The sequence below is a fragment of the Corynebacterium sp. HMSC073D01 genome (assembly GCF_001815555.1).
GTDB classification, from domain to species: Bacteria; Actinomycetota; Actinomycetes; order Mycobacteriales; family Mycobacteriaceae; genus Corynebacterium; species Corynebacterium glucuronolyticum.
In genome coordinates this window covers 52,076-71,555 of sequence record NZ_KV821038.1, presented here as the reverse complement: position 1 = coordinate 71,555, position 19,480 = coordinate 52,076, and the positions used below count along the sequence as shown (strand labels likewise).

Sequence of the window (19,480 nt, the reverse complement as noted above, 5' to 3'; positions counted from 1 at the left end):
GGTCGAGCCGTAAAACGCTCGACCGTTTCCACCCGTCGCACAACGTTTTGGGAGGTCGCTGTCACCGTGGCTTATCTGGCTGACGCCAAGCTTCACGACGCCAAGCTCCGGCTCCGCGACCTCACCCAAGCACTCTTCGACATCGGCGACGAAATCGCCGATTACATCGACCACGTCGCCGAAGCCGTCGCCGACTGGGACGAACTGCTTGTCGACGACTGCCTCCGCGAACTCAACGACATCATCACCGAAGGCCGCAACGATTCCCGCCGCGCCGCTGCCGAACTCGCCGGCATGCGCCACGCCATGGTCTCCGGGCTGCGCGCCGGCACCCTCAGCGGCCGCACAAGCGCCCGCCTCACCCCTTCCATCCCCCGCCCCGAGGCACTCACCGCAGCAGACCTCCTCCACCTAACCGCCCCCGTGCAACGCACCCATGCCGTCGTCGACTACCTCACCACGCTTGCCGACTGGGTCGTCGAACAAACCGCCCTCGCCATCGACGACCTCGAATCCGTCTCCATCCCCCTCACCGCCACCAAAGCCTGGCAGCTTGTCAACCTCGCCGTCGGCGCCTGGATGACCGTCGTTGTCATCCCAGACCCCGACATCACGAAGACCCTCCGCGGCAACAACCCACCCGAGTTCCTCCACGAACGCGCCCGTGTCGAGGCCATCGTCCACCGTGTCGCGGCCAAAGCGCGCAATGCGAGCGGGAACAACAAACCGAACCATCCGTCGAAAGGCCTCTAAGTGGCATTCGGACTCTACATCCACGTTCCGTACTGCACCGTGCGGTGTGGGTACTGCGATTTCAATACCTACGTCCTCGGCTCGGACGATGCCCTTCCCGCTTATCATGAAGCCTTGGAAAAGGAACTGGAGCTAGCTACCGCCCAGCTCGAGGCCACCGGCGGCATGCCCGCTGATGGAGTATCCACTATCTTCGTAGGCGGGGGCACTCCGTCGGTGTTGGGTGGGCAGGGGCTTGCGCGCATCCTCGACGCCGTCTCTCACACCATGAAGATCGCTCCCGGGGCTGAGGTAACCACCGAAGCGAACCCGGAGTCCACATCACCAGAATTCTTTTCGACGATCCGCTCGGCAGGGTTTACCCGAGTCTCTCTCGGTATGCAGTCTGCCTCTCCCCACGTGCTTCGTGTACTCGAGAGGCAGCATTCTCCGCAGCGCGCGCTGGATGCTGCGCGTGAGGCGATCGATGCTGGATTCGAGCACGTGAACCTGGATCTGATCTACGCAACACCAGGTGAAACTGATGATGATCTTCGGCGTTCCGTGAAACTTGCGCTCAGTACCGGCATCGACCACCTGTCTGCCTACTCACTTATCGTCGAAGAGGGCACGGCGTTGAACCGTAAGGTTCAGCATGGTGAGTTACCAATGCCGAGCGAAGAGATCATGGCCGACCGTTACGAAATCATTTCCCACATGGCAGAGGAAGCAGGCCTTTCTTGGTACGAGGTATCGAATTTCGCCAAGCCGGGTGGTGAGTGCCTTCATAATATGGGGTACTGGCGCAGCGAGCCGTGGTGGGGCGCAGGTCCGGGTGCGCACTCGTTCGTCGGCAAGCATAGGTGGATGAACGAGAAATTGCCGGCGCGTTATGCCGAGCGGTTGGGGAGGGGAGAGCTTCCGGTGAGGAGCGAGGAGACCCTGACCGATGAGGACCGGTATGTGGAGGAGGTCATGCTGAGGTTGCGCCTGTCCGAGGGGATTCGGCGCGCTGCGGTTCATGATAACGGGCAGGTGCAGATCGATCGCTACATCGCCGCCGGCCTCCTGGAGGAGTCCGGCGGTCAGGTGCGTGTGACCAGGGAAGGTCGGCTGCACGCCGATGGCATTGCAGCTGACATCCTGTTTTTGGGGTTAGAGTAGTCGCCGTTTGGGGCGGCGTCTGTGAATTTTTTGGCGGATTTTTTGGCGGGCAAGGTTTTCCGCTTTAGTGCGTCTTTTTAGGTTGGCGCGTTGTCGCAGGTGAAGGCCTCGCCCGGAGTATTCGCGGCAGTGGTTTTTGTGTCGTTTCGGTGGTCCTCCGTCGGGTGGGAGGAAGATGGCTTCTTTGGTTTTGGGGTCTCGGACGTGGCGGCCGTTTTTGGGTTTGTCGGGGTCGTCGTCGTTTTGTAGGTTGTGGTTTCTGCAGAGGGGGATGATGGTGTCGGAGTTGGCTTTTCCGCCGTGTTTGTGGGCTTTGGAGTGGTGGCCTTGGGAGTAGACGGCGAGGTTGTAGCAGCCAGGGTGGGAGCAGAAGATTTGGTCGCAGGCGATGGCAGAGAGGAGTTGTTTGCTGGCGAGTCGCTGGTTTTCGAGCAGGTAGTGGCAGCCGATGTTGCCGTTGCGGTCGTAGATGCTGACGAGGCCGTAGTCGGCGAGTTTGATGTCGGCGAGGTCTTCTTTTCCGAGGAGGGTGCCGTCTGTGGTTGCGAATTTGCCGTCGCCGATGTAGTCCCCGTCGACTGTGATCATGAAGGCGGGGGTCATGGTGCGGTCCCACGGGTCGTCCTCTTTTTGCTTGTCGACGCCCTGTAGTAGGAGTTTCCTCAACCCCTCTGCGTACCTGTAGGACTGGGGCAGTTCGGTCCACTTCTCGCCGAGGTTTTTCAGGGTGACGCGGAAGGTAGCCATGAGTTCCGGGTCGAGGCGGACGTGCGCGTGCTGCATGCCCGTGATGTCGGTTGTTTTGGAGAAGGTGACGGAGTTGGAGACCTTTCGGGCTTGTTTGGCGCCGGCGATCTTTTTGATGTGCGCGCGAACATCTTCCCAGCTGGTGTTGCCGTGGTCGGCGAAAATGAGCATTTCAGTGCGGAATGCTTCGACATCCTCATCGGGGTGGAGGAGGTTCATGGCGTGGGAGATGAGGATGAGGACGGGGACGGGAACGTCGAAGGCGAGGTGGTCGGGGTCGGTGTAGGCTGCCCAGTTTTTGGAGGCGGTGACAAGCTTGTTGGCGTCGGTTTTGGAGTAGTAGAACGATTCTGAGATAAAAGTGGCAGCATCACAGCGGTCGGCGGCGATTGCCGCGACCTCCTTGAATATGGCAAGGCCGGTGTTGACCACCTTGGCTGCGTTGAGAATCGTTGTCATGCCTTGGACACTAAGCGCAATTGTTGTGTGCTGCTGAAAAAGGCCGATAGTTATCCACAGTTTCCCTTTTTCTTCCTATATGCGTAGTTTTCTGTGGATAACTCGGGGGATATCGGGGCGGGATATACAATTAGGCCGTGACGTAAGGAGGCGTTTGTGTCTAATTCAGCGAGTGGTCGGCGTGAGCGAGTTCTTCGCGCGATAGTAAGTGATTACATTGCACAGCAGGAACCGGTGGGGTCGAAGGCTCTTGTCGAAAGGCATGGGCTCAAAGTTTCGTCTGCCACGATCCGTAATGATATGGCCGTGCTGGAGGCGGAGGGGCTCATCGCCCAAACCCATGCCTCCAGTGGCCGTATCCCCACGGAGAAGGGCTACCGGGAGTTCGTGGATTCGATTCAGACGGTGAAGCCCCTGAGTAAGGCGGAGCGTGCCGCCATCATGAAGTTTTTGGATCAGGGCGTGGATTTGGAGGATGTGCTGCGCCGTGGTGTGCAGTTGCTGAGCCAGCTGACCCGCCAGGTGGCGATGGTGCAGGTGCCTACGTTGCAGGTTTCCCGCGTTAAGCACGTGGAGGTGGTGGGTCTGACCCCGACGCGTATTCTGCTGGTTTTGATCACGGATACGGGCCGGGTGGATCAGCGCAATGTGGAGCTCACTGAGCTTGTGGGGGAGGATGTTATTACTGAAGCGCGGGCTGTGCTCAACGAGCACCTTGTGGGCAAGTCGATGCCCGAGGCTCGTGGTGCGTTGGAGCATGCGGTGGCTGACGCGCGCCCGGGCGCTCATGATGTGGTGGAGGCGATGTCCCGTGTTCTCCTGGACACGCTTGTCGACGCCCCCTCCGACCGCCTCATCCTCGCCGGCACCCCTTACCTCACCCAGCTACGTGGCGAGCTTCCCGCAGGCCTGCCCGCCGTGTTGGAGGCGCTGGAGGAGCAGGTGATCATGCTGAAGCTCATGAGTGCTGTGCATGAGCTGGGGCAGGTGAAGGTGTCCATCGGGGAGGAAAACGAGGACCAGAAGTTGCACGGTGCCTCCGTCGTGGCGACGGCATATGGGCAGGCGATGGCCCCATTAGGGGCGCTGGGAACAGTGGGCCCCACCTATATGGATTATTCTGGGACTATTTCGAAGGTTACCGCTGTTGCTCATTATGTGAGTAAGGTGCTCGGAAGTTAGAACCAATATTTGTAGGAGATTTCAAGAACTGTGGCTCGTGATTATTACGGCATTTTGGGTGTAGATAAATCTGCGTCGGATAGTGAGATTAAGAAGGCGTACCGCAAGTTGGCGCGCAAGTATCACCCCGATGTGAACCCGAGTGATGAGGCGGCGGAGAAGTTTCGTGAGATTTCTGTCGCTCATGATGTGTTGAGTGATCCGGAGAAGCGTCGCATTGTTGATATGGGCGGCGATCCCATGGAGCAGCCGCAGGGTGGCCCCGGCGGCTTCGGCGGGTTTTCCACCGGCAGTGGCCTGGGGGACATCTTCAACGCGTTCTTTGGTGGCCAGGGGGCGGGGAGCCAGCGGAGGTCGCGTGTGCAACCGGGGGCGGACGCATTGTTGCGTACGTCGATTAGCTTGGAGGATGCTTTCGCCGGGGTGAAGAAGCAGGTGACCGTGGATACGGCGGTGGTGTGTACGTCGTGCCAGGGGTCGGGTTCGGAGTCGGGAGCGAAGCCGGTGACGTGTCCGGTGTGCCACGGGCAGGGCATGGTGCAGGAGGTGCAGCGTTCGTTCCTGGGCGATGTGATGACGACGCGGCCGTGTGCGGAGTGTGATGGCACGGGTGAGGTCATTGAGGATCCGTGCAAGGAGTGTGCGGGTGATGGGCGTGTGCGTGCGCGTCGTGATCTGACGGTGGCGATTCCGAAGGGGATCGCTGATGGGATGCGGATCCGGATGGCTTCCCAAGGCGAGGTTGGCCACGGTGGTGGACCTGCCGGTGACCTGTATGTGGAGGTCCGTGTGGAGCCGCATCCGGTGTTTACCCGTGAGGGGGATAACCTCCATGTGGAGCTTTCGGTGCCGATGGTGGATGCGGCGCTGGGTGCGTCAACGTCCCTGGAGGATCTGGGTGGCGAGGAGATTTCTCTCGATGTGGCTCCGGGGACCCAGCCTGGCCAGGAGATTCGTGTCGAGGGCAAGGGCATGCCGCGGCTGCGTAAAGATGGTCAGGGCGATCTCATTGCGCACGTGACGGTGACGGTGCCGACGCACCTGGATCGGAAGGCGAAGGAGCAGTTGCGGAAGGTGCGCCGGAGTTCGCAGGAGAAGGTTGAGGTGGTCCAGCGGGATCATTCGAGTGGTTTCTTCTCTAATCTCCGGTCGAAGCTGGGGTTGTAAGTGACAGCGGCGACGTTCATGGTGAATGTAGCTCCGGCACCCGGGCCGTTTACGCTTTCTGGGCCGGAGGGGCGCCACGCTGTGACGGTCAAGCGCATCGGTCCCGGTGAGATTGTCATGCTTGCCGACGGCCACGGTGGCCGCTCGGTGGGCACAGTCACCGCCACCCAGGGCAAGGACGTGCTTCACGTGGATGTCACCTCCCGCGAAGAGGTGCCGCCGCCCAACCCGCAGGTGACGGTTATTCAGGCGCTGCCCAAATCGGAGCGGCAGGAGCTGACGGTGGACCTGTTGACGCAGGGCGGGGCCGATGTCATCGTGCCGTGGGAAGCGGAGCGGTGCATTGCCAAGTGGCAGCCAAAGAAAGCGAAGAAGTGGGAGAATGCGGCGGTGGCGGCGGCGAAGCAGTCGCGCCGGGCGCGCCTTCCTCTTATCACGAAGCCGAATGCGCTGGATGAGGCGTTGGATGGGGTGGATCTCGTGCTCGTGCTGCATGAGGAGGCGAGCGTGCCGTTGGCGGAGGTTGACCTCTCGCAGGCCCGGCGCATTGCGCTCGTGATTGGGCCGGAGGGCGGATTGAGCCCAGCGGAGGTGGAGCGATTCCGTGCTGCGGGCGCACGTCCTGTGCTGTTGGGGCCCGAGGTGTTGCGCACAGCGACGGCCGGTTTTGCGGCGCTTGCTGCAATTGGCGTGCAAACCAGCAGGTGGCTGGTAGAGTCTTAACGGTTATATCGACGATTGATGAGAAGGCAGGGACTGAAGAAACACCGTGGTGGAAAAGAATACGCCGATCGTGACAAAGGTCATTGATCTCGACCCCGCTCACGTGCAGACAATTCTCGGTGTTGAGGATAAAAACCTCAAGGCATTGGAGGAACATGTGCGGGCGGAGATTTTCGCCCGCGGCACCACGGTGACCATCACCGGCCCAGATGTGGATGTGGTGCGCGCGTCCCGCGTCTTGTATGAGCTGGCGGCGGCTGCGAAAGCCGGTCGCACCATCAACCCGGAGACCGTCCGTCACATGGTTGGGCTTGTCCGCAAGGATGCGCCGGAGACGGTGTCGGCGGCGGCGAAGCGGGACATCATTTCGCGCCGTGGCAAGACGGTGCGGGCGATGACGCACGGGCAGCAGAAGTACGTCGATGCGATCGACAACAACACGATCGTCTTCGGGATTGGTCCCGCTGGTTCGGGTAAGACGTATTTGGCGATGGCGAAGGCAGTGCAGGCGTTGCAGTCGAAGCGCGTGCAGCGCATCATCCTCACGCGCCCTGCGGTGGAAGCGGGGGAGAAGCTGGGGTTTTTGCCGGGCACGCTCGGTGAGAAGATCGATCCGTACCTGCGCCCGCTTTACGACGCTCTCCGTGACATGGTGGATCAGGAGGCCATCGGCAAGCTGTTGGAGTCGGGGATCGTTGAGGTCGCCCCGCTTGCGTACATGCGCGGGCGCACTCTGAACGATGCGTTCGTCATCCTCGATGAGGCACAGAACACGACGGCTGCGCAGATGAAAATGTTCCTTACCCGGTTGGGCTTCGGCTCAACGATGGTGGTCACCGGCGACGTGACGCAGGTGGATCTGCCTGGTGGACAGCGCTCTGGCCTGCGGGTGATTAGGGATATTCTTGATGGGGTGGAAGGAATCCACTTCTGCAACCTGACGAGCTCGGATGTGGTGCGCCACCAGCTGGTTGGGCGGATTGTCGCCGCCTACGACGAGTACGAGCAGACCCACAGCACAAAGAGGTAACGGATGTCTATCGAGGTTTTGAACGAATCGGGAAATACCGACGTGGATGAAAAGCAGCTGTCCACGGTGGCGGAGTTTGCCCTCACCACCATGGATGTCCACCCGTCGGTTGAGGTCACTATTACGTGCGTGGATCTGGATACGATCGAGGACCTCCACGTGCGCTGGCTCGACCTTGAAGGGCCGACGGATGTTATGAGTTTCCCGATGGATGACATTTCCTCCACCGGTGGACGCCCCGATGCCGCCGATCCGGGTCCTGCCTACCTCGGGGACATCATTTTGTGCCCCGATTTTGCTCAGAAGCAGGCGGACAAGGCAGGCCACAGCCTCAACCACGAACTCGATCTCCTGACCGTGCACGGCTGCCTGCACTTGCTTGGCTACGATCACGCGAAGCCGAACGAGGAGCAGCACATGTTCGCGCTGCAAAACGACATTTTGAAGCGGTGGTACGAGGCCACCGGGCGTGAGAAGCCGACGACACCTAAGGCGTTCCCCAGCGCGGCGGAGAAAGAGAACCTGTAACAACACATCATGGAGCCCTTCCTATATTCATTTGTCGCCCTTGTCGCCCTCGTCTTGTCAGGGCTCTGCCGGACGGTGGATTCTGCGCTTAGCGGTATCTCCGTTGCACGCGTGGAAGAGATGGTCAAGGACGATGTGCGTGGGGCTGCTCGGCTGCGTCGCGTAGCTGGCAACCGGGCGACGCACATCAACCTCATGGTGCTAGCGCAGACGGTGCTCGATGTCACGGCAGCAGTGTTCGCTGGTGCCGTCGCATTCGAGGTGTTTGACCGGTTGTCGGTGGCGATGGTGGTGACCATCGTTGTCATGAGCCTTATCAGCTACGTATTCGTCGGCGTGCTGCCACGAACGCTGGGCAAACAGTCACCGTATTCGACGGCGCTCGCTGCCGCGCCGATCCTAAGCGTCCTGGCCACGGTGTTCGGGCCGGTGGCGAAGCTCCTCATCTGGGTGGGCAACAAGGTCACACCGGGCGGTGGCTTCCGCGAGGGCCCGTACTCCACTGAAGTGGAGCTGCGGGAGATGGTGGATATCGCCCAGGAGAAGGGCGTGGTGGAAGTCGACGAAAGACGGATGATCCAATCGGTCTTTGACCTGGCGCAAACAACGGCCCGCAGCGTCATGGTGCCGCGTACGGACATGATCTGGATTGAGGCGGACAAGTCCGCAGGGCAGGCAACCACGTTGTGCGTGCGTTCCGGACATTCCCGGATCCCCGTCATCGGCGAGTCCGTGGATGACATCGTCGGCATTGTTTACCTCAAGGATCTGGTGGCGGAGACGTATTCGCATGCGGATGGTGGCACCTCCGTTTTGGTCAAAGACATCATGCGGGATGCGAACTTCGTCCCCGATTCGAAGAACCTCGATGATTTGCTTCATGATATGCAGAGGCTTCGTAACCACATCGCTGTGCTTGTCGACGAGTACGGGGCCATCGCCGGCCTCATCTCCATCGAAGACATCCTCGAGGAAATCGTCGGCGAGATCGCAGACGAATACGACGATAAAGAGGTCGCCCCCATCGTTGACCTGGAGGCCGATACCTACCGCGTCGTCTCCCGCCTCAGCCTGGAAGACCTTAATGATTTGGTTAAGGAGACCTACGGCAAGGAACTGACGTTCTCGGAGGATATCCTCGATACGGTGGATACCGTCGGCGGGCTCATTGCCTACGAGCTCGGCCGGGTGCCCCTACCCGGCTCGACCGTGCACACATGTGGCATGGCGCTGACGGCGGAGGGGAAACGGGATCGCCGTGGGCGGATGCGTGTGACGAGCGTGGTGGTCACGGTTTATCCCGACGAGCTGGGCGCGGGGTATGATCAGGGGGACAACTCCTCACCTTCTGATGATTAAGGATGCTTACTTGTTCACCGATACCCCCGAAGGTTTCCGCTCCGGTTTTGTGAGCTTCGTCGGCCGCCCGAACACTGGCAAGTCGACGCTTACGAATGCCCTGGTTGGGCAGAAGATTGCGATTACCGCGAACCAGCCGGAGACGACGCGCCACCCGATCCGGGGCATCGTGCATAGGGATGATGCCCAGGTCATTGTGGTGGATACACCCGGGTTGCACCGGCCGCGGACACTGCTCGGCGAACGCCTGAATGAACAGGTCAAGGAGACCTACGCGGACGTGGACGTGATTGCGCTCACGATCCCCGCAGACGAGAAGATCGGCCCCGGCGACCGGTGGATTCTCGATGCTGTCCGGAACGTAGCACCGAAGACGACGCTCATCGGCGTTGTGACGAAGATCGACAAGGTGGGGCGCGACCAGGTGATGGTGCAGCTACAGGCGCTGCATGAGCTCCTTGGTGGCGAGTGCGAGGTCGTGCCGTGTTCGGCGGTGAAGCAGGAGCAGCTGGACGTGCTCACGGACGTGATCGTCGACAAGCTTCCGGAGGGGCCAAAGTTCTACCCGGATACGCACCTCACCGACGACGATATGGAAACCCGCATGGCGGAGCTCATCCGCGAGGCGGCGCTGACGGGCCTGAAAGATGAGCTGCCGCACTCCGTGGCGGTAGAGATCGACGAGGTGCTCGAGCAGCCGACGGAAAAGGATCCGGGTAAGCAGGCCATCCACGCGATTATTTACGTCGAGCGCCCGGGGCAGAAGGGTATCCTGCAAAAGCGTATGGGCAGGATTATTACGGATGCGCGCCGCTCGCTCATCGAACTGACGGGACACAACGTGTTTCTCGATCTGCGGATTAAGGTGCTGAAGAACTGGCAGTCCGACCCGAAGGCGCTCGGTCGGCTGGGCTTTTAGCCTATGCGCCGTGGCTCTTATAGGGAACGGGCGGTGATCGTCCGCACCTATGATTTTGGCGAGGCGGATCGCATCGTCGTGTTCCTTACCCGCACACGCGGCATTGTGCGGGGTGTGGCCAAGGGGGTGCGCCGGGCCAATAGTAGGTTTGGCTCCCGGCTGCAGCCGTTTGTGGAGCTCGACGTGCAGTTTTACAAGGGACGGAACCTGGAATCGGTGACGGGGGCGGACGCCGTCACCTTCTTTGGCAGGCTGATCGACGACTACCCGCGCTACACCGCCGCCAGCACCGTTCTGGAAACCGCAGAGAAGGTGAGCCTCGGGGCGGAGTCGGAGGGCGTGTACGACCGTGTCCTCAATGCTCTGGCGGAGCTCAACGAGACGGGCGTGGTGACCCCGGTGCTGGACGCTTTCCTCCTCCATATCATGAGCGATGTCGGCTGGCCGCCGTCGCTGTTCGACTGCGCGCAATGCGGGGCGCCTGGGCCCCACGAGGTATTCCACGCCGGTGCTGGTGGCGCGTTGTGTGAGCGCTGCAGGCTGCCGGGCTCAGCCACGCCCGATCCGGAGACGCTGCACCTCATGTGGCAGTACATACATGTGGGTGCACCTGCGGCGGCGGGGCAGTCAACGGCGCGGATATCCGAGGCACACGCCCTGACAACCGCCTTTGTCACCTTCCACCTGGAGCGCCGGGTCCAGGCCCTGTCCAAGTTCAACGAAGCGTAAGGCGTGAACAAACCGGAAAGGGGAGTCGTCGACAAGCGATAACTAGGACGGCGGGCTACCCGCGTGGCACAATGGGGGGTTGTGAAACCAGATATCCCACGCAAGTTCCTTCCCAACCACATCGCCCTCGTCATGGACGGCAACGGCCGCTGGGCGCAGGAGCGCGGAATGGTACGCACCGAGGGGCACAAACGCGGCGAGGCGGTTCTCATGGACATCATCGATGCCTGCCTTGAGCTGGGAATTCCCCATCTTTCGGCGTACGCGTTTTCCACCGAGAACTGGCGGCGAACCGCCGACGAGGTGCGCTTCCTCATGGGATTTAACCGCGACGTTTTGCACCGTCAGCGTGACGTGCTCAACGAGAAGGGCGTGCGGGTGCGCTGGGCTGGGCGCAGGCCCCGGCTGTGGCGGTCGGTGATCCGCGAGCTCGAGCTCGCCGAGGAGATGACCAAGGAAAACACCCGGATGACGTTCTACATGTGCGTGAACTACGGTGGCCGCGCGGAGATCGTCGACGCGGCGCGGGAGATCGCCCGCCGGGCGCAGGCGGGAACCCTGCGGCCCGAGCAGGTGACGGAAAAGACGTTCGCGCAGTTCCTCGACGAGCCGGGGATGCCAGATGTGGACCTGTTCCTCCGTCCGTCGGGGGAGAAGCGGACGAGTAACTTCCTGCTGTGGCAGTCCGCCTACGCGGAGATGGTCTACCAGAACACCCTCTTTCCGGACTTCACCAAGGAGAACCTGTACGATGCCTGCCTCGAGTATGCCAAGCGCGACCGCCGTTTTGGGGGAACGAAGTAATGCCGTCAGCGAGGCAGATCCGTCGTTGGCGCAAGTATTTGGCCAACGAGCGCGCGGAAGCTCGCACGTACCGGGCGCTTGCAGATAAGGCAGCGGGGGAGGAGCAAGAGATCCTCCGCTCAGTTGCGGAGGCGGAGACCCGCCACGAGCGCTATTGGGAGGACATGCTCGGGCCGTACGCCAATAAAACCGTGCAACCGAGCCTGGAGACCCGGATTGTGGGTTTCCTCGCGCGGCGGTTCGGTTCCGTGTTCACCCTCGCACTGCTGCAGGCAGCGGAGCAGCGTCGCCCCTACGAGGACGATGCGGATGCGACGGAACGGCTCAGCGCCGACGAGAAGATCCACGCGGAGGTCGTGCGCGGTCTCGCGGCGACCGGGCGCGAGAAGCTCTCGGGCAACTTCCGCGCCGCGGTCTTCGGCGCCAACGACGGCCTGGTCAGTAACTTGGCCCTCGTCATCGGCATGGTGGGCAGTGGAGTGAGCAACTCTGTCATCCTGCTCACCGGCGTGTCCGGGCTGCTCGCCGGCGCGCTGTCGATGGCCGCGGGCGAATTCGTCTCGGTGAGCTCGCAGAAGGAGCTTCTCGACGCGTCGACGTTGGACTCATCCACCGCTTCCTCGGCCCTCCCGGCCCTCGACTTGGACGAAAACGAGCTGGCGCTCGTTTTCCGGGCGCGGGGAATGGAGGCCGGCGAGGCTACGAGATACGCGCATGAGGCGATCGAGAAGTCGAAGGCGTTGCCGCGAGGGGCGGAGGCAGACGTGTTTTCCGGAGTGGGGGGACTATTCGAGGCGCGGAACTCCGAGGTTGTCGGCAGCGGTGCCGCTGCCGCAGCCGCGTCCTTCTGCTTCTTCGCACTCGGTGCTCTCGTGCCGATTCTGGCTTTTCTCTTCCCGCTGTCGACGGTCGTGGCGACGTGCGTCTCCCTCGTTCTGGTCGGCGGGGTGCTCATGATCACCGGTGGTTTCGTCGGGGTGATGAGTGGTGCGAGCCCGATGAAGCGTGCGTTGCGGCAGCTCGCCCTGGGGATAGGCGCCGCAGGGATCACCTACGTGCTGGGACTCGCTTTTAGCTACGTGCTGTAGCGGCGCACGCTGGGCAGAGCCCGAACACCTCGGCGGTGTGGCTCGTGAGCGTGAAGCTGTGGTTGGCGGCTTCCGTACGTGCCCATTCCTCCACGGGACCGCCTGAAATCTCCACCGTGGTGCCACACTTCTCGCACACGAGATGGTGGTGATGGTGCTCGTTCGCACAATGGCGGTACAGTGCTTCCCCCGAATTGGTGTGCAGGACGTCTACTTCCCCGAGATCGACGAGGGACTGAAGCGTTCGGTAGACGGTGGTCAGCCCGACGGATTGCTTCCGCGTGGTGAGTTCCTCGTGGATGGTCTTGGCAGAGGAGAAATGATCCATCGTCTGCAGCACAGACACGACGGCGGCCTTCTGCCTCGTTCTGCGTTGACCAATTTTGGGCAGGGATGCAGAAGCTTGAGCCGGTGTTCTCATAAATGCCACTCCTTCTAACGCGAGTCTGTGGCCAGTATAGACGAGGTCTGCTATCGCTCCTGCTGGCGGCAGGCGAGGATGATCGTAGCTGCCGTGTTGGAGCACAGGGAGTACACCTTTTCGCGGCCGACTCGTCTGCTCGTCACCACGCCGGATTCTTTGAGCACCTTCAGGTGCTGGCTTACGAGGGGCTGGCTTGCGCCGGTCTCCTTCACTAGCTCGTGGACGCGACGCTCCCCATCTGAGAGGAGGAGGACGATAGTGAGGCGCAACTGTGAATCAAGTGCGCGCACGGTAGACAGGATGGCGGACTGCTGTTCCTCAGTTACGGAGATGCGGGAGAGAATAGTGGAAGGGTCGACCATTTCGTAGCGTCCGGAGGAATCAGGCACGACAACTTGGACGCGGGGAGAAGCGGTGAAATCATTGTCCATGATGTTGAGGCCTCTTTTCTCGTACTGTCGTACGACTGCTATTCACTGATATGTGATGTCCTATATATTGTCCTTGGCGCTCCGGTGAGGAAGAGGGGTGGTTACCGCCCTATCCACTTTCATTAAACCTTATTGTCTATATGTCTGCAGAACAAACGCAGTGGACAGTCCACCCATACAGGGCTAATATGCATAGAGACTTATTAAATGGTTTATTCCCCTACTGATCTCAACCAATGAGTAAGCTCTTTTATTTCCTCTCGTATCTCCGGTTATACCGGGGTCTCCGTGTGAGATAGTGCTACCGGGTACTATGTGAGTACACGTAAATTTTGGAAGGGAACAATATGGCTAAAGGGTCAGTAATAGACAGTGTGGTTAACCTCTGTAAGCGCCGCGGGTTCGTTTACCCGTGTGGTGAGATTTACGGTGGCACTCGCTCCGCGTGGGACTACGGCCCGTACGGCGTCGAGTTGAAGGAAAACCTCAAGCGTCAGTGGTGGCGCACGATGATCACTTCCCGCCCGGATACCGTGGGAATTGACTCCTCTGTCATCCTTCCGCGCGAGACGTGGGTTGCCTCGGGCCACCTCGAGGTGTTCCATGACCCGCTGGTCGAATCTCTCTACACGCACAAGCGTTACCGTGCGGATCACCTGTTGGAAGCCTATGAAGAAAAGCACGGGCACCCGGCCCCCAACGGCCTCGCAGATGTCAACGATCCGGAAACGGGCCAGCCCGGCAACTGGACGGAGCCGCGCGATTTCTCCGGCATGCTGAAGACATTCCTCGGGCCTGTTGACGACGAGGAGGGGCTCCACTACCTGCGTCCCGAGACAGCCCAGGGCATCTTTGTGAACTTCAAGAACGTACTCACGACGTCCCGCGCTAAGCTCCCGTTCGGCATCGGCAATATCGGTAAGAGCTTCCGCAATGAGATCACGCCCGGCAACTTTATTTTCCGTACTCGCGAGTTCGAGCAGATGGAGATGGAGTTCTTTGTCAAGCCTGGTGAGGACGAGAAGTGGCACCAGTACTGGATTGATACCCGGCACAAGTGGTACACCGACCTCGGCATCGATCCGGAGAACCTGCGCCTGTACGAGCACCCGAAGGAGAAGCTGTCCCACTACTCAAAGCGAACTGTGGATATCGAGTACGCCTTCGGCTTCCAGGGCTCCACGTGGGGTGAGCTGGAGGGTGTCGCGAACCGCACCGACTTCGACCTCGGCACGCACATGAAGCACTCCGGCGAGGATCTCCGCTACTTCGACCAGGCCTCTGGCGAGCGCTTCATCCCGTACGTTATCGAGCCCGCAGCTGGCCTCGGCCGTGCCATGATGGCCTTCCTCGTGGACGCTTACGCGGAGGAGGAGGTGCCGAACGCGAAGGGTGGCACCGATACCCGTACCGTCCTGCGCCTCGACCCGCGCCTGGCACCCGTCAAGGTCGCCGTTCTGCCGCTGTCCAAGAAGGACACCCTCACCCCGCTGGCTGAGGAGATCGCCCAGACACTGCGTGGCTACTGGAACGTCGACTACGACACCTCCGGTGCCATTGGTCGCCGCTACCGCCGTCAGGATGAGATTGGCACGCCGTACTGTGTAACGGTAGACTTCGATTCCCTTGAGGATCACGCCGTTACCGTGCGTGACCGTGACACGATGCAGCAGGAGCGCGTAAAGATCGACGAGCTGGAAGGCTACCTCGCTCAGCACCTCATCGGCTGCTAAACCAGAAAGGTAAGAATGGAACTGGAATTTCGTCCCCCGTCCAAAGGCACGCTTTCGCTGTACCGTGGCGACGAAAAGATAGCCGAATTTACCGAGAACAGCGCAACTGTCGGCGAGGCACAGTGGGGTCTGGAAAAGACCTCCACGGAGCTGAAGCGGACCGATGCGCCGGACTGGGTTGCTACCACCAAAGACGAGGCAACGCTAGCTAAAGCAGACCGCGTCGAGGTTCACGCCGGTAGTGCCGACTTCATTCTGGATAACGAGGTGAAGTCCGACTGGGTCATTCTCGACCCAGCCGATGAGTATGTCGGACAGTTCACGGGTGCTCGCCACGGCGTGCGCCAGCCGGTCGTCAGCTTTGATAAGGAGCTGCCCACCGACCAGGCTGCGTTCCTGTCGTGGATCGCCCGAGAACTCTTGATGTCCTCGATGATCCGGACAACAGGGATCACCACCGGTGCGCTCATCGCGCTCACCGTCCTCGGCATCATGATCGTATTACTCTAAAAAGCATGGAGTTTAACGAGCCAAGCTGGGTGTGGAGGGACAACAACCTCATTGATGCCCTCGGCACCCAGATGGCATCGGTTCGCGCCGATATCATCCACGTGGGTGAGCAAAACATTCTCATTGAGGCCCTGGCTACCAATCTGCATTTCAAGTGCCGTGCGACAACGAGTAACGGGGAAATCTTCACCGTCTCCCAGCGCGGTTTCACGGTAGCCAACCTGGACGCTACCTGCGGGGAGCGGCACTACACCCTGGAACGGATATCCACTTGGCGCAAAGTGCGCGGTATTGCCAGCCCAAGCGGCGATGTGTACGCCTACGTCCAGCCCCGCGCCAATGGGCGCGTCGAGGTTCACGACGGTCCGTGTGTCGACGACCTTCCGCTTCTCGACGCAGTCTTTCTCACCTGGGTGTGCGTTCTCGTCGATGCCACCGTCAGGCGCCCACGAATCTGATCCACAAAATGACCACCGCAGACGATGCTGCGGTGGTCTTAGTCGTTTCTAAAAGCGACCGCCCCAGGAGCCGCCTCCGCCGAAGCTGCCGCCTCCGCCGAAGCCGCCGCCTCCGCCGAAGCCGCCGTTCAGCATCGAGCCGAGCAACAGCCCGGTGAACAGGTCACTGCCGCCGCCACCACGACGCGCCCGCATGGAACTCTGATAATCGTCGAAGTCTCGCTGCGCCGCCTTCAGCGAACGCTGCGCGAGTTGGCCGGCCTGGCTGGCAAGTGGCAGTGCCTTCTTCGGGTCGGATTGTCCCACGGACATCGCCTTGGCCAATGTCTGCTGCGCCTGCGCAAGTAGCGTGCGCGCACGCGAGCCGATGACACGCCCGCGGGTGGAGATAAAGTCTTCTGCCTGCTGCACCGTCGCCTGGGAGGAACGCAGCGTCTGGTTAAGAAGCTGCATGTTGCGCTCGTTGGTGGCCTTCACCTCGCGCAGCGTATCGATGAGCGTGTCAAGCTCTGCATCAATGGAGGTAAGAGACGTGTAAGCGGACAGGGGATCGGTATCGTAGCTGGCTTTAGCCTCTGCGAGAACACCGCTGGCCTTTTCCGCGAGCCCCGCTGCCTCCGCGCTGGAGCTGAGCCCCCGCAATTCACTAATCTCGCCTGCCACCTCGTCGCGGATGGAAACGAAGTTGTCCGTGGCGAGGCGCAGGTTGTCCTCGCCGTGCTCGACGGCGGTAAGCAGCTCGTCGGCCTTCGAAATGGCCTCCTCGGCGCGGCGGATGGCAGCGATGAGCCCACCTTGGGAACCGGCGGGCTGATCCGCAATGCCACGAGCCTCGTCGGTCGCCTTTTCTGCCTCGTCCAAGGCGGCTTCGGCGAAGTCCGGGTTCTGTGCTATCGATGCCAGCGCCTGGGAGCCGTGGTTGGCCTCGAGCGTAGACAGCGTTTCGCGGGCGGCTGGGAGCCGCCGGTGGAGGCTAACGACTTGGGCCGACAGATCGGCGACGACGTTGTCGGCGTTGAGGATCGTGTCGCGCATGGAGCGGAACTCGTCCTCCTTCTCCTTGAGCGCCTCCTGGGCTGTTCCGCAGGAGCTGACGATCTCCACAAGCATTGCGCGCCGCTCTTCCTCGGATTCGGGGATGGAATCGTTCAGACGTTCCTGCAGCTCGAAGGCGTGGCGCAGCGTCGTATTGGCGTTGTTCATGGCGCGGGTAAACGGGCGGGTGCGCTCGGCACCGAACTCGGCCTGCGCGAGGTCGAGCTCCTTCTTCGACTGCCGGACTGCCTCGTCTGCAGAGACCAGAACATCCGAGGCGAGGTCGGTGAGGACGGGCGTCGGCAAGCTAGAAAGTCTGCCCACATCCGACGGCGAGATTTCGCGGGCATCCTTGGCCATCGCCTGCGTCTCCTCGCGGCGCTTCTTCTTGCCCCGGCTCGCCATCACCGCGCCACCACCGACGACCACGGCACCGCCGCCGAGCAACCACCACAGGCCATTGCCGTCGGACGAGCTCCCAGCGAGGACCTCGCCGGCGTGGAACCAATCGCCACTGGACAGCGCGCCGGTGGCCTCCGACTGGATCGCGGAGACAGCCGACGACGGCCAATCGGCGCCGTACTTCATGCCGACGGTGCGGTCATTAACCCCGACGACGAAGATGAGAACGTTATCGCCACCACCCGTCTTGAACAGCTGCGTGGCGGCCTGCTCACCGCTCATCCCGCCGAGGTCCTTCTCCAGCACGTAGAACGGGACGAGGCCGGTCTGGGAGGTAAAATTGCTAAATTTCTCGTTCAGGGTCGCCTTCTCGTCGGCAGACAACACGCCGGCATTGTCGGTCACCCTGTCGGTGAGCTGCTGCGTCTGCACCTGCGCAGTGGCAGGCAGTCCAACCGCGAGCGGCGTGCCGATGGCTAGCGCCGCAGAGGCTAATACGGTTCCTACTAAGCGTTTCATAGCACCCAGAGTACAGCCTTGCAGGTACACTTAGCGGTTATCATGTACACCTACGACGCGTTCGACCAGGAGCGGTACGTCACAGAGGCCCCCAAGCGCAGTGGCCTTAAAGGTACCCCTCCGGATCACCGGTCCGTTTTCTCCCGCGACCGGGCCCGCGTCTTGCACTCCGCGGCCCTGCGCCGACTCGCGGACAAGACACAGGTGGTGGGGCCGCGGGACGGCGATACTCCGCGCACGCGCCTCACCCACTCGCTGGAGGTGGCACAGATTTCCCGAGGCATCGGGGAAGGACTCGGCGTGGACGGGTCGCTGGCTGAACTTGCCGGCCTCTGCCATGACATTGGCCACCCACCGTTCGGGCACAACGGGGAAGTGGCGCTCAATGAGCTCGCCGCCGACTGTGGTGGCTTCGAGGGCAATGCGCAAACCCTGCGGATCCTTACCCGCCTGGAGCCGAAGGTCATGGGGCACGGCCTCAACCTCTCTCGCGCGTCCCTCGACGCGGCCATCAAGTATCCGTGGACGGCCCAGGGGCGGCGGAAATATGGTGTTTACGAGGACGATCTCCCTATCTTCCAGTGGGTACGCGACGGAATCGAGGGAGAGGGGAAGTCCGTCGAGGCGCAAATCATGGATGCTTCCGATGACATCGCCTATTCCGTTCACGATGTGGAGGACGGCATCCTCGCCGGGCGCATTGACCTGCGCGTCCTCGGTGACTTGGTGGAGTTGGCGGCGCTGGCTCAGAAGGGGGCGGCGATGTTCGGCGGGGATCCGGAGTCGTTGGTGGAGGCCGCTGCGAGCCTTCGCTCTTTGCCGGTGGTCGCCGAGGCTTCGCTTTTCGACGGCTCGTTTTCCGCACTTATCGCCCTCAAACAGATGACCAGCGAGCTCGTCGGCCGCTTCGTCGGCGCCGTCATCACCGCCACTCGTGAGCACAACGGGGATAGCCCCCTCGGCCGCCACCACGGCACCCTCGTCGTACCGCCCGGCATCGACGCGGAAATCAGGCTGCTGAAAACCCTCGCTGTCCTCTATGTCATGGAGTCGCCCGCACACCTTTTGCGGCAGGATATCCAGCGGGAGCGCGTGGCGATGGTGTACGAGTACCTGTACGGAGGGGCACCGGGCACCCTAGACCCGGCCTTTGCAGCGTGGTTCACCGAGGCGGATTCGGACGCGGCGCGCAGCCGCGTGATCATCGATCAGATTGCATCCATGACCGAGTCCCGCCTCGAACGCATCGCCCGCGAGGGTGCCGAGTACAACTCGTTCTACAGCTAACCGAGTTAATCGGTATTTTCTACGGTTTTTCCCCCTTTGACAGTCAGGTG

20 protein-coding genes are annotated in these 19,480 nt (G+C 61.4%); 16 read left to right on the top strand and 4 right to left on the bottom strand.

Translation table 11 applies throughout. From position 1 onward, the window contains the following. Positions 1 to 66 precede the first annotated feature (66 nt). Both HMPREF3044_RS06080 and hemW read left to right on the top strand, forming a co-directional pair. Positions 67 to 753, top strand: coding sequence for a hypothetical protein (locus HMPREF3044_RS06080; RefSeq protein WP_005389278.1), 687 nt, complete (start codon positions 67 to 69; stop codon positions 751 to 753). Further along, a complete protein-coding gene (gene hemW / locus HMPREF3044_RS06075) occupies positions 754 to 1,896 on the top strand; it encodes a radical SAM family heme chaperone HemW (protein ID WP_005389280.1) in 1,143 nt (380 codons plus the stop codon). On the opposite strand, the gene HMPREF3044_RS06070 is transcribed toward hemW, so the two are convergent. Then, positions 1,888 to 3,102: an HNH endonuclease signature motif containing protein gene (locus HMPREF3044_RS06070; protein WP_070740031.1), complete on the bottom strand. Its 1,215-nt coding sequence runs from the start codon at positions 3,100 to 3,102 to the stop codon at positions 1,888 to 1,890. The two genes, hemW and HMPREF3044_RS06070, sit on opposite strands and share 9 nt — an antisense overlap. 156 nt (positions 3,103 to 3,258) lie before the next feature. Between HMPREF3044_RS06070 and hrcA the strand changes: the two genes are divergently transcribed. The 10 genes from hrcA to HMPREF3044_RS06020 all read left to right on the top strand — a co-directional run bounded on the left by hrcA (position 3,259) and on the right by HMPREF3044_RS06020 (position 12,631). Beyond that, complete coding sequence (gene hrcA / locus HMPREF3044_RS06065) at positions 3,259 to 4,284, top strand: heat-inducible transcriptional repressor HrcA (protein WP_070740028.1); 1,026 nt, start codon at positions 3,259 to 3,261, stop codon at positions 4,282 to 4,284. 30 nt (positions 4,285 to 4,314) lie between these two features. Then, positions 4,315 to 5,451 carry a molecular chaperone DnaJ gene (dnaJ, locus tag HMPREF3044_RS06060; protein ID WP_005395392.1) on the top strand — a complete coding sequence of 379 codons (1,137 nt, stop codon included), beginning with the start codon at positions 4,315 to 4,317 and terminating at the stop codon, positions 5,449 to 5,451. Then, complete coding sequence (locus HMPREF3044_RS06055; RefSeq protein WP_070740025.1) at positions 5,452 to 6,174, top strand: 16S rRNA (uracil(1498)-N(3))-methyltransferase; 723 nt, start codon at positions 5,452 to 5,454, stop codon at positions 6,172 to 6,174. It abuts the gene before it with no gap. 49 nt (positions 6,175 to 6,223) lie between these two features. Next, entirely contained in the window at positions 6,224 to 7,204 is a 981-nt protein-coding gene (locus tag HMPREF3044_RS06050; RefSeq protein WP_005389286.1) for a PhoH family protein, read from the top strand. Positions 7,205 to 7,207: 3 nt separating this feature from the next. Further along, positions 7,208 to 7,732, top strand: a complete 525-nt coding sequence (gene ybeY, locus HMPREF3044_RS06045) for an rRNA maturation RNase YbeY (protein ID WP_005395393.1) — start codon at positions 7,208 to 7,210, stop codon at positions 7,730 to 7,732. A gap of 9 nt (positions 7,733 to 7,741) precedes the next feature. Then, positions 7,742 to 9,091 carry a hemolysin family protein gene (locus HMPREF3044_RS06040; RefSeq protein WP_070740022.1) on the top strand — a complete coding sequence of 450 codons (1,350 nt, stop codon included), beginning with the start codon at positions 7,742 to 7,744 and terminating at the stop codon, positions 9,089 to 9,091. After that, positions 9,084 to 10,010 (top strand): GTPase Era, encoded by a 927-nt coding sequence (era, locus tag HMPREF3044_RS06035; protein ID WP_005389290.1) that lies wholly within the window; start codon positions 9,084 to 9,086, stop codon positions 10,008 to 10,010. Before HMPREF3044_RS06040 ends, era begins: the two co-directional genes overlap by 8 nt. A 3-nt stretch (positions 10,011 to 10,013) precedes the next feature. Beyond that, on the top strand, positions 10,014 to 10,739 hold the full coding sequence (gene recO, locus HMPREF3044_RS06030; RefSeq protein WP_070740019.1) for a DNA repair protein RecO: 726 nt from the start codon (positions 10,014 to 10,016) through the stop codon (positions 10,737 to 10,739). Positions 10,740 to 10,871: 132 nt separating this feature from the next. Continuing rightward, complete coding sequence (locus HMPREF3044_RS06025; protein WP_371326117.1) at positions 10,872 to 11,543, top strand: isoprenyl transferase; 672 nt, start codon at positions 10,872 to 10,874, stop codon at positions 11,541 to 11,543. Continuing rightward, positions 11,543 to 12,631, top strand: coding sequence for a VIT1/CCC1 transporter family protein (locus HMPREF3044_RS06020; RefSeq protein WP_005389297.1), 1,089 nt, complete (start codon positions 11,543 to 11,545; stop codon positions 12,629 to 12,631). The genes HMPREF3044_RS06025 and HMPREF3044_RS06020 overlap by 1 nt, the downstream gene beginning before the upstream one ends. Here HMPREF3044_RS06020 and HMPREF3044_RS06015 read toward each other — a convergent pair. Together HMPREF3044_RS06015 and HMPREF3044_RS06010 are read right to left on the bottom strand one after the other, a co-directional pair. Then, positions 12,615 to 13,052 (bottom strand): Fur family transcriptional regulator, encoded by a 438-nt coding sequence (locus tag HMPREF3044_RS06015; RefSeq protein WP_005395402.1) that lies wholly within the window; start codon positions 13,050 to 13,052, stop codon positions 12,615 to 12,617. The genes HMPREF3044_RS06020 and HMPREF3044_RS06015 overlap by 17 nt on opposite strands. Positions 13,053 to 13,102: 50 nt before the next feature. Beyond that, a complete protein-coding gene (locus HMPREF3044_RS06010; protein ID WP_070740016.1) occupies positions 13,103 to 13,486 on the bottom strand; it encodes an ArsR/SmtB family transcription factor in 384 nt (127 codons plus the stop codon). 347 nt (positions 13,487 to 13,833) lie between these two features. Here HMPREF3044_RS06010 and HMPREF3044_RS06005 point away from each other — a divergent pair, with 347 nt between their 5' ends. The 3 genes from HMPREF3044_RS06005 to HMPREF3044_RS05995 are packed head-to-tail and all read left to right on the top strand — an operon-like array spanning position 13,834 to position 16,187. Further along, positions 13,834 to 15,219, top strand: coding sequence for a glycine--tRNA ligase (locus HMPREF3044_RS06005; protein ID WP_005389302.1), 1,386 nt, complete (start codon positions 13,834 to 13,836; stop codon positions 15,217 to 15,219). 15 nt (positions 15,220 to 15,234) lie between these two features. Further along, entirely contained in the window at positions 15,235 to 15,729 is a 495-nt protein-coding gene (locus tag HMPREF3044_RS06000; protein WP_005389303.1) for a hypothetical protein, read from the top strand. A gap of 5 nt (positions 15,730 to 15,734) precedes the next feature. Continuing rightward, positions 15,735 to 16,187, top strand: a complete 453-nt coding sequence (locus HMPREF3044_RS05995; protein WP_005395405.1) for a hypothetical protein — start codon at positions 15,735 to 15,737, stop codon at positions 16,185 to 16,187. A gap of 48 nt (positions 16,188 to 16,235) precedes the next feature. On the opposite strand, the gene HMPREF3044_RS05990 is transcribed toward HMPREF3044_RS05995, so the two are convergent. Then, positions 16,236 to 18,143 carry a TPM domain-containing protein gene (locus tag HMPREF3044_RS05990; RefSeq protein WP_070740013.1) on the bottom strand — a complete coding sequence of 636 codons (1,908 nt, stop codon included), beginning with the start codon at positions 18,141 to 18,143 and terminating at the stop codon, positions 16,236 to 16,238. 42 nt (positions 18,144 to 18,185) lie between these two features. Between HMPREF3044_RS05990 and HMPREF3044_RS05985 the strand changes: the two genes are divergently transcribed. Further along, the gene (locus HMPREF3044_RS05985) at positions 18,186 to 19,430 is read left to right on the top strand and encodes a deoxyguanosinetriphosphate triphosphohydrolase (RefSeq protein ID WP_070740010.1); all 1,245 of its coding nucleotides are present in this window, start codon (positions 18,186 to 18,188) and stop codon (positions 19,428 to 19,430) included. Positions 19,431 to 19,480 lie beyond the last annotated feature (50 nt).

What these genes read in the sequence shown, in the direction of transcription:
- ybeY (WP_005395393.1), top strand. Translation starts at nt 7,208, where the DNA reads ATGTCTATCGAGGTTTTGAACGAATCGGGAAATACCGACGTGGATGAA.
- HMPREF3044_RS05985 (WP_070740010.1), top strand. Translation starts at nt 18,186, where the DNA reads ATGTACACCTACGACGCGTTCGACCAGGAGCGGTACGTCACAGAGGCC.
- HMPREF3044_RS05995 (WP_005395405.1), top strand. Translation starts at nt 15,735, where the DNA reads ATGGAGTTTAACGAGCCAAGCTGGGTGTGGAGGGACAACAACCTCATT.
- HMPREF3044_RS06015 (WP_005395402.1), bottom strand. Translation starts at nt 13,052, where the DNA reads ATGAGAACACCGGCTCAAGCTTCTGCATCCCTGCCCAAAATTGGTCAA.
- HMPREF3044_RS06010 (WP_070740016.1), bottom strand. Translation starts at nt 13,486, where the DNA reads ATGGACAATGATTTCACCGCTTCTCCCCGCGTCCAAGTTGTCGTGCCT.
- HMPREF3044_RS06040 (WP_070740022.1), top strand. Translation starts at nt 7,742, where the DNA reads ATGGAGCCCTTCCTATATTCATTTGTCGCCCTTGTCGCCCTCGTCTTG.
- HMPREF3044_RS06000 (WP_005389303.1), top strand. Translation starts at nt 15,235, where the DNA reads ATGGAACTGGAATTTCGTCCCCCGTCCAAAGGCACGCTTTCGCTGTAC.
- recO (WP_070740019.1), top strand. Translation starts at nt 10,014, where the DNA reads ATGCGCCGTGGCTCTTATAGGGAACGGGCGGTGATCGTCCGCACCTAT.
- HMPREF3044_RS06070 (WP_070740031.1), bottom strand. Translation starts at nt 3,102, where the DNA reads ATGACAACGATTCTCAACGCAGCCAAGGTGGTCAACACCGGCCTTGCC.
- HMPREF3044_RS05990 (WP_070740013.1), bottom strand. Translation starts at nt 18,143, where the DNA reads ATGAAACGCTTAGTAGGAACCGTATTAGCCTCTGCGGCGCTAGCCATC.
- HMPREF3044_RS06005 (WP_005389302.1), top strand. Translation starts at nt 13,834, where the DNA reads ATGGCTAAAGGGTCAGTAATAGACAGTGTGGTTAACCTCTGTAAGCGC.
- era (WP_005389290.1), top strand. Translation starts at nt 9,084, where the DNA reads ATGATTAAGGATGCTTACTTGTTCACCGATACCCCCGAAGGTTTCCGC.
- HMPREF3044_RS06025 (WP_371326117.1), top strand. Translation starts at nt 10,872, where the DNA reads ATGGACGGCAACGGCCGCTGGGCGCAGGAGCGCGGAATGGTACGCACC.
- HMPREF3044_RS06020 (WP_005389297.1), top strand. Translation starts at nt 11,543, where the DNA reads ATGCCGTCAGCGAGGCAGATCCGTCGTTGGCGCAAGTATTTGGCCAAC.